The organism is Variovorax sp. Varisp36 (genome assembly GCF_047304235.1).
Classification (GTDB): domain Bacteria; phylum Pseudomonadota; class Gammaproteobacteria; order Burkholderiales; family Burkholderiaceae_C; genus Variovorax.
Genome location: NZ_JBGLYU010000003.1, coordinates 177,174 through 194,095, shown reverse-complemented (window position 1 = coordinate 194,095; position 16,922 = coordinate 177,174). Strand labels below are relative to the sequence as shown.

Genomic DNA, 16,922 nt, shown 5'->3' with positions numbered 1-16,922 from the left:
AAACCTCCCCCCCCCCCCTCCTCCCGGGCCGCCGCCCCCCCCCCCCCCCGCCCCCCCCGCCCCCGCCGCCCCCCCCCCGGGGGGGGGGGGGGGGGGCGGGCCGCGGCCCAAGAAAAGAAGAAGGCAGAGGGCAAGTTCGATTCACTATGCCCAAGCTGTCACGGTATTGCAATACCTGAGTTGCCCGGGGTTTCTGCGCTTTGTGTGCGGCATTTCACACGCTAGCGAATCGATAGCATCTGCCGCGCGCAGGGCAGGCGATGCGGCGATTCATCCGGAACAAGTGTTTCATCTTCCGGCAGCGCGTGACCCTGCCGCCGGAAGGGCCGGCAGCTGCCCAGTCAGCGCCAGGCCGCGCGCATCCGGTTGCGCAGGTCGATCACCGCGCTCGGCGGCGGCACGGCCGGCGGCCGCTCCGGCGGAGGGGGCCAGGTCTGCTGCTCGAAGCCGGCCAGATCGGCTTCGGCAATGAAGCGCGTGCGGTTGGCATACAGGTGCCGGTCGCCGCGCGCCGCCTGCTGCGTGATGTGGAAGCGCTGCGGCACCAGCAGGTGCAGGTGGTCGCGCGCCCGGGTCATCGCCACGTAGAGCAGCCGGCGCTCTTCTTCCAGTTCGTGCGCGCTCTGCGCCACGTCGGCCGGCAGGCAGCCGTCGACCACGTTGAGCACATGTACGGAGTTCCATTCCTGCCCCTTGGCCGAGTGGATCGTCGAGAGGATCAGGTAGTCCTCGTCGAGCAGCGGCGGGCCCGGACGGTCGCTGGTGGCCTCGGGCGGGTCGAGCGTGAGTTCGGCGAGGAAGCGTTCGCGCGAGGCATACCCGGCGGCGAGGCGGGCCAATTGCTCGACGTCGGCGCGCCGCACGCCGGACGTGTCCTCGTACAGGCGCTCCAGGTGCGGCAGATACCAGGCCATCGCCAGTTCGACATCGGCCGGCCACTTCAGCGCCGGCGCGCGCAAGGCGGCGTAGGCTGCAGCGAAGTCGCCCCATTGCGCGCGAGCAGTGGCCGGTGGCACGAAGTCGCGCACTGCCGCGGCCGGGTCTGCCGCCTGGTCCATCGCATCGAGCAGCCGCGCGCCGGTCACGGGGCCTATGCCCGGTATCAGCTGCGTCACACGGAACCCCGCCATGCGCCCACGCGGGTTCTGCGCAAAACGCAGCACCGCGAGCAGGTCCTTCACATGCGAGGCCTCGAGAAACTTGAGCCCACCGAACTTCACGAAGGGGATGTTGCGCCGCGCCAGCTCGAGCTCGAGCGCCGCGCTGTGCGTCGAGGTGCGGAACAGCACCGCCTGCGACTTCAGCGCCAGCCCGCCTTCGCGGTGCGCCAGCACCTTGTCGGCCACCCAGCGTGCCTGCCCGGCCTCGTCGGGCACGAGCACCAGCAGCGGCTTGCCGGCCGAGGGCTTGTCGGTCCACAGCGTCTTGGCGTGCCGCTCGGCGGCCTGCGCGATCACGCGGTTCGAGACGTCCAGGATCGGCTGCGTCGAGCGGTAGTTGCGCTCCAGCGTGACGACTCGGGCCTGCTGCGTGAACTGCGACGGAAAGTCGAGGATGTTGCGCACCGTCGCGCCGCGAAACGAATAGATCGACTGCGCGTCGTCGCCCACCACCGTCACCCCGCGTCCATCGGGCTTGAGCGCCAGCAGGATCGAGGCCTGCAGCAGGTTGGTGTCCTGGTACTCGTCGATCAGCACATGATCGAAGCGCGCGCCGATGTGCGCGGCCAGCGCGGGCTCGGCGGCCATCCCGGCCCAGTAGAGCAGCAGGTCGTCGTAGTCGAGCACGTTCTGCTGCTGCTTGGCCTCGACATACGCACCGAACAGCTTCTTCAGCTCGGCCTCCCATTCGCCGCACCAGGGAAAGGCTTCCTTCAGCACCTCGGCCAGCGGCGCGCGCGTGTTGACGCAGCGCGAGTAGATCGACAGGCAGGTGCCCTTGCGCGGAAAACGGTTCACGGTGGAAGACAGGCCCTGCTCATGGCGCACCAGCCCCATCAGGTCTTCGGCATCGCCGCGGTCATGGATCGTGAAGTTCTCGCCGAGCCCGATCTGCGGCGCGTACTCGCGCAGCAGCCGCGCGCCGATGCCGTGGAAGGTGCCGGCCCACGGCAGCGCGGGCGGCACCTCGGACTTCAGGCCGAGCACCCGCGCCAGCACCTGGCCGGCGCGGCGCTCCATCTCCTGCGCGGCGCGGCGCGAGAAAGTCAGCAGCAGCAGCCGCTGCGGATCGACACCGCCCGCGATCAGGTGTGCGACGCGGTGCGCCAGCGTGCTGGTCTTTCCCGAGCCGGCGCCGGCAATGACGAGCAGCGGCCGCTCGTCGCGCTCGGCTATCGCAGCACCCACGCCATGCTCGACCGCAGCGCGCTGCGCATCGTTGAGCGTCGCAAGCGCGGCGGCCAGGCGCTCGGCCTGGGTCTTCGGCGCGGCGGGAAAAACAGGAAGCGCAGCGGTCTGCATGGAGAGCGACTTTACTGTATGTCCGTCCAGCCCAAGCATGGGGCAGTCATGTGGCCGGTGACATAATCGCGCCTCGCTGCAACCGGAGATTCTTCCTATGGAAACCGCCCCGTCTCGGCAGCTTTCAACTCCCTTTCACTGACGCTTTTTTCGCGCGTCGGGCCCGGGAATTGAAAGCGCCCCTCCCTCGCCCAACGTTTCAGTCATACCCGGGAGTGAGCCCATGCTCAACATCTTTACGCTCGCCAACGGCCGCCTCGTCCAGGAAGAGATCGAGTCGCTCGAGGAGCTCTCCAGGTTCCAGCCGATCTGGGTCGACCTCGAGTCGCCCACGCTCGAAGAGAAGCGCTGGATCAAGCAGTACTACGGCCTCTCGATTCCCGAAGACGCGATGGACGAGGACATCGAGGAGTCGGCCCGCTTCTACGAGGAAGACAACGGCGAGCTGCACATCCGCTCCGACTTCCTGATCGACGACGACGAAGATCCGCGCTCGGTGCGCGTGGCGTTCATCCTGAACCAGCACAACACCGAGCTTCGCAGCCGCGGTGTGCTGTTCTCGATCCACGACGAGGACGTGCCCGTGTTCCGGCTGCTGCGCATGCGCGCGCGCCGCGCGCCCGGGCTCATCGAAGACGCGAAGGAAGTACTGCTCAAGCTGTTCGATGCCGACGCCGAGTACTCGGCCGACACGCTCGAGAACATCTACGACGAACTCGAGATCGCGGGCAAGAAAGTGCTCGAGGGCAACGTCAGCGACGAGTTGGCCGGCGAGGTGCTGGGCGCCATCGCCCGCCAGGAAGACTTGAACGGCCGCATCCGCCGCAACGTGATGGACACGCGCCGCGCGGTCAGCTTCATGATGCGCAGCCGCATGCTCAACGCCGAGCAGTTCGAGGAGGCGCGGCAGATCCTGCGCGACATCGAGTCGCTCGACAACCACACGGCCTTCCTGTTCGACAAGATCAACTTCCTGATGGATGCGACCGTCGGCTTCATCAACATCAACCAGAACAAGACCATCAAGATCTTCTCGGTGGCCAGCGTCGCATTGCTGCCGCCCACGCTGATCGCGAGCATCTACGGCATGAACTTCAAGTTCATGCCCGAGCTCGACTGGTCGCTGGGCTATCCGTATGCCATCGTGCTGATGGCGGCCAGCGCGCTGGTGCCGATGTGGTACTTCCGCCGGCGCGGCTGGCTCAAGTAGGCGCCGCGCGGCGGATGCTAGAGTGGCTGGCAGCAAGCGCTGACCCGGAGAGCCACAGTGCGCAGAATCCGCTTCCTCACCAACCGCCACCGCGCGCCGTCGACCAACACCGCGCTGGGCCTGCTGCTGGCCTTCAATGCCGGGGCCGTCAACGCGGGCGGATTCCTCGTGCTTCACATGTACACCTCGCACATGACCGGCTTCGCCTCGCAGCTGGCGGACGGCATGGTGCTGGGCAACGTCAAGCTGCTGCTGAACGCGCTCGGCGCGATCCTGGCCTTCGTGACCGGCGCCGCGGTCTGCGCCATGCTGGTGAACTGGGGCCGGCAGCACCGCATGCACGGCGTCTACGCCCTGCCGCTGATGCTCGAAGCTGCGCTGATGTTCCCATTCGGGCTCATGGGCGCGATCACGCTGACCTGGCCCACGCCCTTCGCCGTGCCGCTCACGGTGCTGCTGCTGTCCTTCATCATGGGCCTGCAGAACGCGGTGGCGTCGAAGACCTCGGGCGGCAGCATCCGCACCACCCACATGACGGGCAACATCACCGACATGGGGATCGAGATCGGCAAGATGCTCTACTGGAACGGCCGCGCCGGATCCGCCCCGATGGCGGTGCGCCACGACCGCCGCCGCATGCGCCGCGCGGGCGGCTTGGTCGGCATGTTCGTGCTCGGCGGGGCGGTGGGAGCGCTCGGCTTCAAGTACGTGGGGTTCGTCTGCGTCGTGCCACTGGCCGCGCTGCTGCTCGCACTGTCGATACCACCGCTGCTGCGCGACATTCCGCGTCGCGGCGCCTCGCTCAGCTGACGGCCGGCAGCGTGGCGAGCCACGCGCCGACCAGCGCGAGGCTGTAGCGGCTCGCGACCAGCGAGACGAAGCGCGCGAAGTCGCCATGCGCTTCGTCGTCCGCGCGGTCGGAGATCGTTCGCATGGCCGCGAAGGGCACGCCGTAGTCGTGGCACACCTGCGCCACCGCCGCGCCTTCCATCTCGACCGCAAGCGCATCGGGCAGATCGCGCCGCAGCGCTTCGCTCTCGGCGGTGGTCGACACGAAGCGGTCGCCGCTCGCCAGCAGGCCCCGGTGCACCCTCGGCGACTGCAGGCCGAACTCGTCGACGGCCGCCCGTCCCGTCAGTGCCACTGGATCGCGCAGCACGCTGGCGGCGACGCCCGACAGCGCATCGCCGATCACGCGGTCCGCAACGAAACGCGACAGGCCCATCAACGGCACTTCGTACTTCGGGAAGATCGGAGATGCATCGAGATCGTGCTGCAGCAGTTCGGTCGCGACTACCACGTCCCCCACGCGCACGCCCGGCGCGAGCCCGCCCGCCACGCCCGTGAACACGAGGGCCCGCACGCCGAAGCGTTCAAGCAGCACCGTGGCGGTGACCGCGGCCGCGACCTTGCCGATGCGCGAGAGCACCGCAACCACGGGCTGGCCCTGCAGGTGGCCGACCCAGAAGTCGCGGCCGGCGACGCGCACGCGCTGCTCGTCGGGCATCTGCGCAAGGAGCGCACTCAACTCCTCGTGCATCGCGGCGACGATGGCAACGGGCGCGTGCATCGGCTACTTGATATCCACGCCGTAGAAGGTGTGGCGGCCGAACGGACTGAGCTTGAAGTCGACGACCTCCTTGCGCACCGGCTTCAGCTGCACCGCGTGCGCGATGGTGAACCACGGCGCCTGCTCCTTGAAGATGAGCTGTGCCTTCTTGTAGAGCGCGTCGCGCTCGGCCTGCTTGGTGACGCTCTTGGCCTTCACCACGAGGTCTTCGTACGGCTGGTAGCAGAACTTCGAGATGTTGCTGCCGCTGGCCGATTTGGCCGAAGCGCAACCCAGCAGCGTGTAGAGGAAGTTGTCGGGGTCCCCGTTGTCCCCGGTCCAGCCCAGCATGCCCATCTGGTGTTCGCCGGCCTGCAGGCGCTTGCGGTACTCGCCCCACTCGAAGCTCTTGATCTCGGCCTTGACGTTGATCTTGGCGAGGTCGGCCTGCATCAGCTCGGCGATGCGCTTGGCGTTCGGGTTGTACGGGCGCTGCACCGGCATGGCCCACAGGTCGGTCGAGAAGCCGTCGGGGAAGCCGGCCTGCGCCAGCAGCTTCTTCGCGGCTTCGGGGTCGTAGGGGTCGTCCTTCACCGCGTCGTTGTAGGACCACATGGTCGGCGGAATCGGGTTCTTCGCGGCCACGCCGGTCGAGAGGTACACGCCGTCGATGATGGCCTTCTTGTTGATCGCCATGTTGATGGCCTTGCGTACGCGCACGTCGTCGAAGGGCTTCTTCGTGGTGTTGTACGAGAGGTAGCCGACGTTCAGGCCGGGCTGCTCGAGCAGCTGAACATTCGGGTCCTTGCGGATCGCGTCGAGGTCGGCCGGGTTCGGGTACGGCATGACATGGCACTCGCCCTTCTGCAGCTTGGCCCAGCGCACCGATGCGTCGGGCGTGATCGCGAACACGAGGTCGTCGATCTTGGCCTTGCCGCCCCAGTACTGCGGGAAGGCCTTGAAGCGGATGATCGCGTCCTTCTGGTACTGCACGAGGTAGAACGGCCCGGTGCCGATCGGATCCTGGTCGACCTTCTCGGGCGTGCCGGCCTTCAGCATGGCGATGGCGTATTCCTTCGACTGGATGCCGGCGTACTGCATCGCCAGGTTGGCCAGGAACGGCGCCTCGGGCTGGTTGAGCACGATCTTCACCGTGTAGTCGTCGATGCGGTCCACCGTCTTCAGCAGCTTGGGCATGCCCATGTCGTTGAAGTACGAGTGGTTCTGGCTCGTGACCTTGAAGAACGGGTCGCTCTCCTTCCACTGGCGCTCGAGCATGAAGATGAAGTCGTCGGCGTTGAAGTCGCGCGTGGGCTTGAAGCTCTTGCTGGTGCTGTGCCACTTCACGCCCTTGCGCAGGTGGAAGGTGTACTGCGTGCCGTCGGCGGAGATGTCCCACTTCTCGGCCAGGCCCGGCACGACCTTGGTGCCGCCACGCTCGAATTCGACGATGGTGTTGTAGACCTGCGTGGTCACGTCGAACGAGGTGCCAGTGGTGTTCATCCCGGGGTAGAAGTTCTCCGGGCTTCCTTCGGAGCAATACACCAGCGTCTTGGCAGACACCGCGCCGCAGGCCAGGGTAAGGGCTGCAAGCGCTGTCGGCGCCAGGAGCGCCAGGCTTCGTGAGCGGCGCGAAACGGTGGGCTGGGTCTTCATGGGGACTCCTCGAGACAGGGTTGAGAAAAGCCGCCGCCTACGGCGCGGCGAGCACGGGACCATCGGCGCGCACGGGGGCCGCACCATCGAGAAACTGCTCGGCGTAGTGGCAGGCCACCAGACGTTCGTCGAGTAAGCGCGGCAGCGGCCGCTCCTCGCGGCAGCGCGGTTGCACGTGCGGGCAACGCGTGCTGAAGACGCAGCCGGGAGGCGGGCTCAGCGGCGACGGCAGCTCACCCTTGAGCACGATGCGCCGGCTGCTGAGCCCCGGCGTGGACGCCAGCAGCGCCTGCGTGTACGGATGCAGCGGCCGCGCGAAGATGCGCGACTTGGGGCCCTGCTCCACCGCGTGGCCGAGGTACATCACGAGCACGTCGTGCGCGATGTGGCGCACCACGCCCAGGTCGTGCGAGATGAAAAGGTACGCCAGGCCCAGTTCGGCCTGCAGGTCGGCCAGCAAATTGAGCACCTGCGCCTGGATCGACACGTCGAGCGCAGACACCGGCTCGTCGGCCACAAGGAGGCGCGGGTTGAGCATCAGCGCGCGCGCGATGGCAATGCGCTGGCGCTGGCCGCCCGAGAACATGTGCGGATAGCGGTTGGCGTACTCGGGCCGCAAGCCCACGCGCGCGAGCATGTCGCCGGCCCTGGCGGCGCGCTCCGACTTGCCCATGGTGGTGTTGATGGCGAGCGGATCCTCGAGCACCGTCGAGATCTTCTTGCGCGGATTGAGCGAGCCGTAGGGGTTCTGGAACACCAGCTGCACGGCCTGGCGCAGCTCGCGCCTGCGTTCGGACGGCGGGTTCACCGCGTCGGCCCCCACCAGCGTGAGCTGCCCCGCGGTCGGCTTCTCGATCAGCGCGACCATGCGCGCCAGCGTCGACTTGCCGCAGCCCGACTCGCCGACCACGGCCAGCGTGCGCCCGCGCTCGATGCGAAAGGAAATGTCGCCCACGGCCCGCAGGTGCGCGGGCGCGCGAAACAGCCCGCGGCGGATGTCGTAAGTGCGCTGGAGGTTGCTCGCCTCCACGACCACTTCGGTCGAAACGGCGTTCGATGTCCCGCTCATGGCAGCACCTCGATCGCCTGTTGCCGCGGCGGGTCTTGCGCGATGGCCGCCATGCGCCCCGGTTCGCCGAGCGGAAAGTGGCAGCGCACCTCGGCGCCCTGCGATTCGCGCAGCGCCGGCCGCACCTGGCAGGCACGCTCGGTGACGTAGCCGCAGCGCGGCGCGAACAGGCAGCCCGCGGGCCGGTCGTGCACGCCCGGCACCACGCCGCTGATGGTGGCGAGCCGCCCCTCGGGCGCAGCGCGTTCCGGCAGCGCCGCCAGCAGGGCCTCGGTGTACGGATGCTGCGGCGATGCGAAGAGCCGGTCGACGCGCTGGTGCTCCATCACCTGCCCCGCGTACATCACGGCGATGCGCTGCGCCATCTCGCTCACCACGCCCATGTTGTGCGTGATGAGCACCAGCGCCATGCCGCGCTCCTTCTGCAGCTCGCGCAGCAGGTCGAGGATCTGCGCCTGGATGGTCACGTCGAGCGCGGTGGTCGGCTCGTCGGCGATCAGGAGGCGCGGATTGCAGGCGATGGCCATGGCGATCATCGCGCGCTGGTTCATGCCGCCCGAGAGCTGGTGCGGATAGCTGCCCAGGCGCGACGATGCGGCCGGAATGCCCACCTGCTCGAGCAGTTCGGTCGCGCGCTTCTTCGCTTCGCGCTTGTCGAGCTTCAGGTGCAGCCGCAGCGTTTCCATGAGCTGGAAGCCGATGGTGAAGCAGGGGTTGAGGCTGGTGGTCGGCTCCTGGAAGATCATCGCGACCTCCTTGCCGACCAACGCGCGGCGCGCCTTGTCGGAGATGCCGAGCAGGTCCTTGCCCGCGAAGCGCATGTGCTCGGCGCGCACGCGGCCCGGAAAGCCGACGAGGCCCATCAGCGCCATCATCGTGACGCTCTTGCCCGAACCCGACTCGCCGACGATGCCGAGCACCTCGCCTTCTTCGAGCGTGAGGCTCACGCCGTCCACCGCATGCAGCACGCCGCCCTGCGTCGGGAACTCGACGTGCAGGTCCTTGATGTCCAGGAGACTCATCTCACCCCCAGTCTTCGCGCACTTCGTGTCGCTGCGCCAACCCCCTTGCAGGGGGCGATACCTGCGGCCCGGCAAAGCCGGTTCCGCGGTATCCCTGGAATGAGGCGGTCGATACTGTTCATCGTTTCAATTTGGGGTCGAGCGCATCGCGCAGCCCGTCGCCCAGCAGGTTGAAGGCCAGCACGGCCGCAAGGATCGCCAGGCCCGGGAAGGTGACGACCCACCAGGCGCGCAGTACGAACTCGCGCGCGTCGGCCAGCATGGTTCCCCATTCGGGCGACGGCGGCTGCGCCCCCAGGCCGATGAAGCCGAGCGCGGCCGCATCGAGGATGGCGGTCGAGATGCCGAGCGAGGCCTGCACGATCAGCGGTGCGGCGCAGTTGGGCAGCACCTCGCGGAACATCAGGCGCAGTGTGCCGGCGCCGCTCACGCGAGCAGCGGTCACGTAGTCGCGCGAAATTTCGGCGATGACGGCCGCACGCGTGATGCGCACATAGTGCGGCAGCACGACGATGGCCACGGCGATCATCGCGTTGATCAGCCCCGGCCCGAGGATCGCGACGATCACGATCGCCATCAGCAGGCTCGGCATCGTGAGCACGATGTCCATCAACCGCATGATCGCGATCTCGAGCACGCCGCGGAAGAAGCCCGCGATCAGCCCGAGCACCACGCCCACGGCCACCGAAATGGCCACCACCGCGACGCCGATGGACAGCGACAGCCGTGCGCCGTGCATCAGGCGCGAGAGGATGTCGCGCCCGATCGCGTCGGTGCCGAGCAGGTAGCTCGCGGAACCGCCCTGCTGCCACGCTGGCGGCAGCAGGAAGACGGCGCTGTTGGTCTCGTTGGGCGCGTGCGGTGCGATCCACGGCGCGAACAGCGCGATCAGCAGCAGCACGACGATGGTGGCGAGCCCGATGACCGCGCCGCGGTTGGCGGAGAAGGCCGTCCAGAACTCGCGCCAGGGTCCTGGGGGCGCCGCGCTTCTTGTGCCGGCCGGGACTGCTTGTTGTGTCGTCGCCATGGCTTCAGTGCCTGATGCGCGGGTTGATGACGCCGTAGGCCACGTCGACCAGCAGGTTGACCAGCATCACGATTCCTCCGAGCAGCAGCATGCCGCCCTGCAGCACCGGATAGTCGCGCCGGCCGATGGCCTCGATGAGCCACTTGCCGACGCCGGGCCAGGAGAAGATGGTCTCGGTGAGGATGGCGCCCGTGAAGAGCACGCCCACCTGCAGCCCGATGACGGTCACGACCGGGATCAGCGCATTGCGCAGCGCATGCAGCCCCACCACGCGAAAGCGCGACAGCCCCTTGGCGCGCGCGGTGCGGATGTAGTCCTCGCCCAGCACTTCGAGCATGGCCGAGCGCGTCATGCGCGCAATGACCGCGAGCGGCACCGTGCCGAGCACGATGGCCGGCAGGATCAGGTGGTGCAATGCCGACCAGAAGGCACCGATGTCACCGGCGCGCAGGGAGTCGATCAGCAGGAAGCCGGTTTCGGGCTCGATGTAGTACTGCACCGCGATGCGCCCCGACACAGGCGTCCACCCGAGCTGCACCGAGAAGAACAGGATCAGCAGCAGCCCCCACCAGAAGATCGGCATCGAGTAGCCGGTGAGCGAGGTGGCCATCACGCCGTGGTCGAAGATGGAATTGCGCCGCACTGCCGCGAGGATGCCGGCCGGCAGCCCGAGCAGCAGCGCGAAAAGAATGGCGCAGGCCGCGAGCTCGACCGTGGCAGGAAAGAGCGCGAGGAACTCGCTCATCACCGTGTCCTGCGTGATCAGCGACTTGCCGAGGTCGCCGTGCAGCACGCGCCCGATGTAGATGCCGTACTGCACGATCACCGGCTTGTCGAAGCCGTACGCGGTGCGCAGCTGGGCGTGGCGCACGGGGTCGATCCCGCGCTCGCCGGCCATCGTCTCGATGGGGTCGCCCGGCACCAGCCGGATGAGGAAGAAAGCGAGCAGCGTCATGCCGATGAAGGTCGGCACCAGCAGGCTCACGCGGGTCAGGAGGAATCGAAACATCGATCGCGAATATGCAAGATCGATGCCGCAGCCCTCACCGGGCCGAACCCTTACTTCTTCGCGTCGCGCAACTCGCGGCGAAGGATCTTTCCGACCGGTGTCTTCGGCATGTCGCTACGAAACTCCACGATTCGCGGCTGCTTGTAACCCGTAAGGTTTGCCCGGCAGTATTCGCGCACCTGCGCTTCCGTGAGCGAAGGGTCTTTCTTGACGATCACCAGCTTCACGGCCTCGCCGGTTTTCTCGTCGGGCACGCCGACCGCGGCGCATTCGAGCACGCCCGGAATCAGTGCAACCACGTCCTCGACCTCGTTCGGGTACACGTTGAAGCCCGACACCAGGATCATGTCCTTCTTGCGGTCGACCACCTTGAAGTAGCCGCGCTCGTCGACCACGCCGATGTCGCCGCTCTTGAAGTAACCGTCGGGCGTCATGACCTTGGCGGTCTCGTCGGGGCGCTGCCAGTAGCCGGCCATCACCTGCGGGCCCTTGATGGCGATTTCGCCGCGCTCGCCGGCCGGTACTTCGTTGCCGTCGTCGTCGAGCAGCTTGAGCCAGGTGCTCGGCAGCGGCAGGCCGATGGTGCCGGTGTAGGCAGTGCTGTTGGTCGGGTTGCAGGTGGCCGACGGCGAGGTTTCCGACAGGCCGTAGCCTTCGCAGATCGGGCAGCCGGTCTTCTCGAGCCACAGCTTCGCGACCGCGGCCTGCACCGCCATGCCGCCGCCGACCGAGACCTTGAGGTTCTTCCAGTTGACGGTGTTGAAGTCGGGGTGGTTCGCCAGCCCGTTGAACAGCGTGTTGACGGCCGGGAAGCTGTGGATGGTGTGCTTCGACAGCTCCTTCAGCACGCCCGCGATGTCACGCGGATTCGGAATCAGGATCAGCTTGCCGCCCGTGCGCATGTTCAGCATCATGCCGACCGTGAACGCGAAGATGTGATACAGCGGCAGGGCGCACACGCTGGTGGGCTGCTCGCCGGCCGGTACCTTGTTCATGACCGGCTCGTTCCACGCCTCGGACTGCAGCACGTTCGCGATCACGTTGCGATGCAACAGCACTGCGCCCTTCGACACGCCGGTGGTGCCGCCGGTGTACTGCAGCACGGCCACGTCGTCAGGCCCGATGGCCACGGGCTTCACCGAAGCACTCGCGCCCTTGTCGAGCGCTTCGTTGAAGCGCACCGCACCCGGCAGGCTGAACTGGGGCACCAGCTTCTTGACGTTGCGCACCATGTAGTTGACGAGCGCACCCTTCAGGAAGCCGAGGCGGTCGCCCATGGAGGCCAGCACGATGTGCTTGATCGGCGTGGCTGCGATGCACTGCTGCAGCGTGGTGCCGAAGTTCTCCATGATGACGATGGCCTTCGCGCCCGAGTCCTTGAGCTGGTGCTCGAGTTCGCGCGGCGTGTACAGCGGGTTCACGTTGACCAGGATCAGGCCGGCGCGCAGGGTGCCCGCCACCGCGATCGGGTACTGCGGGCAGTTGGGCATCATGACCGCCACGCGGTCACCCTTGGCCAGGCCCAGACTCTGCAGGTAACCTGCGAAGGCCTTGCTCTGCCTGTCGGTCTCGCCGTAGCTGATGTCCTTGCCCATGAAGCTGTAGGCCGTGCGGTCGGCGTACTTCGCGAAGCTCTCTTCCATGAGTGCGACCAGCGAGGTGTACTGCGAGGCATCGATATCGGCGGGCACGCCCTGCGGATAGCTGCTGAGCCAGGGACGATCGGTCATTGGATTTGTCTCCTCCGGGAGTCGGACTGTTGAAAACGAAAACGGCGCACGAGGTGGCGCCGCGAAGAGCTCGCCCGCTGCGCGGGCGTGGACCTTCGGCCTATTCGATGGCCTTGCCCATATCTTCCACTACTTTTTTTGCGTCGCCAAAGACCATCATCGTCTTGTCCATGTAGAACAGCTCGTTGTCCAGGCCCGCATAACCGGCGGCCATGGAGCGCTTGTTCACGATGACGGTCTTGGCCTTGTAGGCCTCCAGGATCGGCATGCCGTAGATCGGCGTGCCCTTGGTGAGCGCGGCCGGGTTCACCACGTCGTTGGCCCCCAGGATGATCGCCACGTCCGCCTGCGCAAACTCGCCGTTGATGTCTTCCATCTCGAACACCTGGTCGTACGGCACCTCGGCCTCGGCCAGCAGCACGTTCATGTGGCCCGGCATGCGCCCGGCCACCGGGTGGATCGCGTACTTCACCGTCACGCCCTTGTGCGTGAGCTTCTCCGCCAGCTCGTTGACCGCGTGCTGCGCGCGCGCCACCGCCAGGCCGTAGCCCGGCACGATGATCACGGTCTCGGCGTTGGACAGCATGTAGGCCGCGTCGTCGGCGCTGCCGCTCTTGACCGGACGCTGTTCCTTCGCACCGCCGCCCGCGCTGACCGCCTCGCCGCCGAAGCCGCCCAGGATCACGTTGAAGAACGAGCGGTTCATCGCCTTGCACATGATGTAGCTCAGGATCGCGCCCGAGCTGCCCACGAGGCTGCCCGCCACGATCAGCATCGCGTTGTTCAGGCTGAAGCCGATGCCCGCGGCCGCCCAGCCCGAGTAGCTGTTGAGCATCGACACCACCACCGGCATGTCGGCCCCGCCGATCGGGATGATGATGAGCACGCCCATCACGAAGGCCAGCGCCAGCATCGCGAAGAAGGCCGGCCAGCTCTCGGTGAACATGAACACCAGACCCAGCCCGATCATGGCCAGGCCGAGCACGAGGTTCAGCATGTGCTGGCCCGCGAACTGCACCGGCGCGCCCTGGAACAGGCGGAACTTGTAGGTGCCCGAGAGCTTGCCGAAGGCGATGACCGAGCCGCTGAAGGTGATGGCGCCGATGGCCGCCCCCAGGAACAGCTCGAGCCGGTTGCCCGTGGGGATGGGCGCGCCCTTGGCGATGCCTTCGAGCATGGCCGCGGGTTCGACCACGGCCGCGACCGCGATGAACACCGCCGCCAGGCCGATCATGCTGTGGAAGAAGGCCACCAGCTCGGGCATCTTGGTCATCTCGACCGTCTTGGCGCGCCAGGCGCCGTAGCCGCCGCCGGCCACCAGCCCCAGCAGCACCCAGGCCAGGCCCATGAGGTGGCCGCCGGCGATGTTGTAGATCAGCGCGCCGGTGGTGAGCACGGCGATGGCCATGCCGGCCATGCCGAAGACGTTGCCGCGGATCGAAGTGGTGGGATGGCTCAGGCCCTTCAAGGCCTGGATGAAGCAGACGCTGGCGATCAGGTACAGCAGCGTGACGACGTTCATGCTCATTGGGCTGCTCCTGCGTCAGCCTTCGGTGCGGCCTTCTTTTCCTTCTTCTTGAACATCTCGAGCATGCGCCGCGTGACGAGGAAGCCGCCGAAGATGTTCACCGCCGCGAGAGCGACCGCGAGCACCCCCATGGTCTTGCCCAAAGTGGTTTCGGTGAGCGCGGCCGCCAGCATGGCGCCCACGATCACGATGGCCGAGATGGCGTTGGTCACGGCCATCAGCGGCGTGTGCAGCGCGGGCGTGACGGTCCACACCACGTGGTAGCCCACGTAGATGGCCAGCACGAAGATGATCAGGTTGATGACGGTATGGGAAACGGGATCCATGGGTTCTTCTCCTCGCGTGTTCGCTTACTTCTTCGTGACCTGGCCGTCCTGCGTGACGCGGCAGGCGGCGACGATGTCGTCCTCGAGGTCGATCTTCAGCGCACCTTCCTTGGTGACGATGAGCTTGAGGAAGTCGAGCACGTTGCGCGCATAGAGCGCCGAGGCATCGGCCGCCACCAGCGCCGCGAGGTTGGTCTCGCCGACGATGGTCACGCCGTGCTTGATCACGGTCCTGTCGGCCTCCGACAGCGGGCAGTTGCCGCCCACGCCGTCGGGCCCCTTGCCGGCGGCGATGTCGACGATGACGGAACCCGGCTTCATCGACTTGACCATGTCCTCGGTGATGAGCGTCGGCGCGGCGCGCCCCGGGATGAGTGCAGTGCTGATGACGACGTCGGCGAGCGCCACGCGCTTGGCGACTTCGATCTGCTGGCGCGCGAGCCAGCTCGCGGGCATCGGCTTGGCGTAGCCGCCGACGCCGACGGCTGCTTCCTTTTCTTCATCGGTGTCGTAGGAGACTTCGATGAACTTGCCGCCCAGCGATTCGATCTGCTCCTTCACGCTGGGACGCACGTCGGAAGCCTCGATGACGGCACCCAGGCGCTTGGCGGTGGCAATGGCCTGCAGGCCCGCCACGCCGACGCCCAGGATGACCACGCGTGCAGCCTTCACGGTGCCGGCGGCGGTCATCAGCATGGGGAAGAAGCGCTGGTACTTGTCGGCCGCGATCATCACGGCCTTGTAGCCGGCGATGTTGGCCTGCGATGAGAGCACGTCCATGCTCTGGGCGCGGGTGGTGCGCGGGGCGGCTTCGAGCGCGAAGCCGGTGACACCGGCGGAGGCCAGGCGTTGCAGGCCTGCGGCATCGAAGGGATTGAGCATGCCGATGACGACGGCACCGGACTTCAGCAGCGCGGTCTCCGCATCGGTGGGCGTGCGCACCTTGAGCACCATGTCGGCGGCGAATGCGGCGTTCATGTTGGTGATCTCGGCACCGGCGGCCTGGTAGGCGGCATCGGTGACGCTGGCGGCAACGCCAGCCCCCGACTGCACCCGTACGGTGTGCCCCGAGGCCACCAGTTTCTTCACCGTCTCGGGCGTAACGGCCACGCGGGTTTCGCCGGCCGTCGTCTCGGCAGGCACGCCTATCAGCATAGAGATCTCCTCAGAGCAAGGGGGCAAACGGAACGCGGGCAGAGCTTACAGCAAGATTACAAGCGTTCGTTGTCGCAAAAACGCTCTGTGGTTTTCGCCCCAAAGTGCCGATGAACGTTGTCGCCACCGCTATTCATTCAATAGCGAATTCGGATATTCGATAGCGCGTTCGAGGGAGGCGACACGCGCCCATCCTCGACTGGCCAAGAAAATTAAGGCCGTTTGTCCAGTAAAAAATTGTTAACAGTCATTAATGAGATTCACAATCCAATTCACCATTTGCATCTAATTGTGACCAAATTTATTAACAATTAATCTGGAAAATGCGATTTGCGTGCATTAGTTGCGGCCTTTGAACTTTACGTTAGTCGCAGATGGATACACTTCGACCCCAAATCGTCAGCTCACCGAGACTGACGAAGGAGGAAGAAGGGGATGGAATGCGAATTGCAGTACTCGACGACGGTGTAGATCAACCCAAGCGGATCAGCCAAACCATGACGGCACTCGAGCACGAGTGCCATTCCTATACGGAAGGAAGGGCGCTGTTGCAGGCGATGCGCCGGCAGACCTTCGACCTGCTGATACTCGACTGGAATCTGCCCGACATGAAGGGCCCCGACGTCGTGAAGTCCATTCGCCGCGAACTCAACAGCCGGCTTCCCATTCTTTTCGTGACCGACAGGCACGACGAGGGAGATTTGGTCGAAGGCCTCAATGCGGGCGCGGACGACTTCATGGTCAAGCCCGCCCGCGCCGGTGAACTCGAAGCTCGCGTGAATGCGCTGCTGCGCCGCTCCTACCCGGCCCAGCACGAGGCCGAGCTGATCTTCGGCCCCTACCACTTCTATCCGCCCTCGCGGCTCCTGAAGGTTCGCGGGGTGCAGGTCGAGTTGAAGAACCGGGAGTACGAACTCGCGCTGTTCCTGTTCCAGAACCTCGGGCGGCTGCTCTCGCGCGAACACCTGCACGAGGCCGTCTGGGGCCTTGGCGTCGAGGCGCTGTCGCGATCGCTCGACACCCACATCTCGCGCCTGCGGACCAAGCTCGACCTGCGCCCCGCGAATGGTTTCCTGCTGCTGGCCATCTACGGCCTGGGGTACAGGCTGGAAACGATCGAGGCCGATGCGCTGTCGGGGACCGGCGTGCGCTGAGCCGGGAATCTCCGGCACGCTAAAG

General features: G+C 66.5%; 14 protein-coding genes. 3 read left to right on the top strand and 11 right to left on the bottom strand.

Features of this window, described 5'->3' with window-relative positions; translation table 11 throughout:
* Positions 1-341 precede the first annotated feature (341 nt).
* Positions 342-2,462 (bottom strand): ATP-dependent helicase, encoded by a 2,121-nt coding sequence (locus ACCD11_RS03675; RefSeq protein WP_413312438.1) that lies wholly within the window; start codon positions 2,460-2,462, stop codon positions 342-344.
* A gap of 223 nt (positions 2,463-2,685) precedes the next feature.
* Between ACCD11_RS03675 and corA the strand changes: the two genes are divergently transcribed.
* Both corA and ACCD11_RS03665 read left to right on the top strand, forming a co-directional pair.
* Positions 2,686-3,672: a magnesium/cobalt transporter CorA gene (gene corA, locus ACCD11_RS03670; protein ID WP_007832681.1), complete on the top strand. Its 987-nt coding sequence runs from the start codon at positions 2,686-2,688 to the stop codon at positions 3,670-3,672.
* Positions 3,673-3,729: 57 nt separating this feature from the next.
* On the top strand, positions 3,730-4,482 hold the full coding sequence (locus ACCD11_RS03665) for a YoaK family protein (RefSeq protein WP_007832679.1): 753 nt from the start codon (positions 3,730-3,732) through the stop codon (positions 4,480-4,482).
* Here the strand turns inward: ACCD11_RS03665 and ACCD11_RS03660 are convergent.
* The 10 genes from ACCD11_RS03660 to ACCD11_RS03615 form a co-directional block, all read right to left on the bottom strand.
* Positions 4,475-5,242 (bottom strand): 5'-methylthioadenosine/adenosylhomocysteine nucleosidase, encoded by a 768-nt coding sequence (locus ACCD11_RS03660; RefSeq protein WP_413312436.1) that lies wholly within the window; start codon positions 5,240-5,242, stop codon positions 4,475-4,477. The genes ACCD11_RS03665 and ACCD11_RS03660 overlap by 8 nt on opposite strands.
* A 3-nt stretch (positions 5,243-5,245) precedes the next feature.
* Positions 5,246-6,877: an ABC transporter substrate-binding protein gene (locus ACCD11_RS03655; RefSeq protein WP_007832675.1), complete on the bottom strand. Its 1,632-nt coding sequence runs from the start codon at positions 6,875-6,877 to the stop codon at positions 5,246-5,248.
* A gap of 37 nt (positions 6,878-6,914) precedes the next feature.
* A complete protein-coding gene (locus ACCD11_RS03650; RefSeq protein ID WP_413312434.1) occupies positions 6,915-7,946 on the bottom strand; it encodes a dipeptide ABC transporter ATP-binding protein in 1,032 nt (343 codons plus the stop codon).
* A complete protein-coding gene (locus ACCD11_RS03645) occupies positions 7,943-8,968 on the bottom strand; it encodes an ABC transporter ATP-binding protein (RefSeq protein WP_413312433.1) in 1,026 nt (341 codons plus the stop codon). Before ACCD11_RS03645 ends, ACCD11_RS03650 begins: the two co-directional genes overlap by 4 nt.
* 118 nt (positions 8,969-9,086) lie before the next feature.
* Positions 9,087-9,995: an ABC transporter permease subunit gene (locus ACCD11_RS03640; RefSeq protein WP_413312432.1), complete on the bottom strand. Its 909-nt coding sequence runs from the start codon at positions 9,993-9,995 to the stop codon at positions 9,087-9,089.
* A 4-nt stretch (positions 9,996-9,999) separates the two neighbouring features.
* Entirely contained in the window at positions 10,000-11,004 is a 1,005-nt protein-coding gene (locus ACCD11_RS03635) for an ABC transporter permease subunit (RefSeq protein WP_056515149.1), read from the bottom strand.
* A gap of 50 nt (positions 11,005-11,054) precedes the next feature.
* Entirely contained in the window at positions 11,055-12,734 is a 1,680-nt protein-coding gene (locus tag ACCD11_RS03630; protein WP_413312430.1) for a long-chain-fatty-acid--CoA ligase, read from the bottom strand.
* Between the two features lie 100 nt (positions 12,735-12,834).
* Positions 12,835-14,262 (bottom strand): NAD(P)(+) transhydrogenase (Re/Si-specific) subunit beta, encoded by a 1,428-nt coding sequence (locus ACCD11_RS03625; RefSeq protein ID WP_007828437.1) that lies wholly within the window; start codon positions 14,260-14,262, stop codon positions 12,835-12,837.
* On the bottom strand, positions 14,259-14,588 hold the full coding sequence (locus tag ACCD11_RS03620; RefSeq protein ID WP_056588578.1) for an NAD(P) transhydrogenase subunit alpha: 330 nt from the start codon (positions 14,586-14,588) through the stop codon (positions 14,259-14,261). Before ACCD11_RS03620 ends, ACCD11_RS03625 begins: the two co-directional genes overlap by 4 nt.
* Positions 14,589-14,612: 24 nt before the next feature.
* Positions 14,613-15,743 (bottom strand): Re/Si-specific NAD(P)(+) transhydrogenase subunit alpha, encoded by a 1,131-nt coding sequence (locus ACCD11_RS03615; RefSeq protein WP_413312428.1) that lies wholly within the window; start codon positions 15,741-15,743, stop codon positions 14,613-14,615.
* A gap of 440 nt (positions 15,744-16,183) precedes the next feature.
* On the opposite strand from ACCD11_RS03615, the gene ACCD11_RS03610 reads away from it, so the two are divergent.
* On the top strand, positions 16,184-16,897 hold the full coding sequence (locus ACCD11_RS03610) for a response regulator transcription factor (RefSeq protein ID WP_042672645.1): 714 nt from the start codon (positions 16,184-16,186) through the stop codon (positions 16,895-16,897).
* Positions 16,898-16,922: the final 25 nt, after the last annotated feature.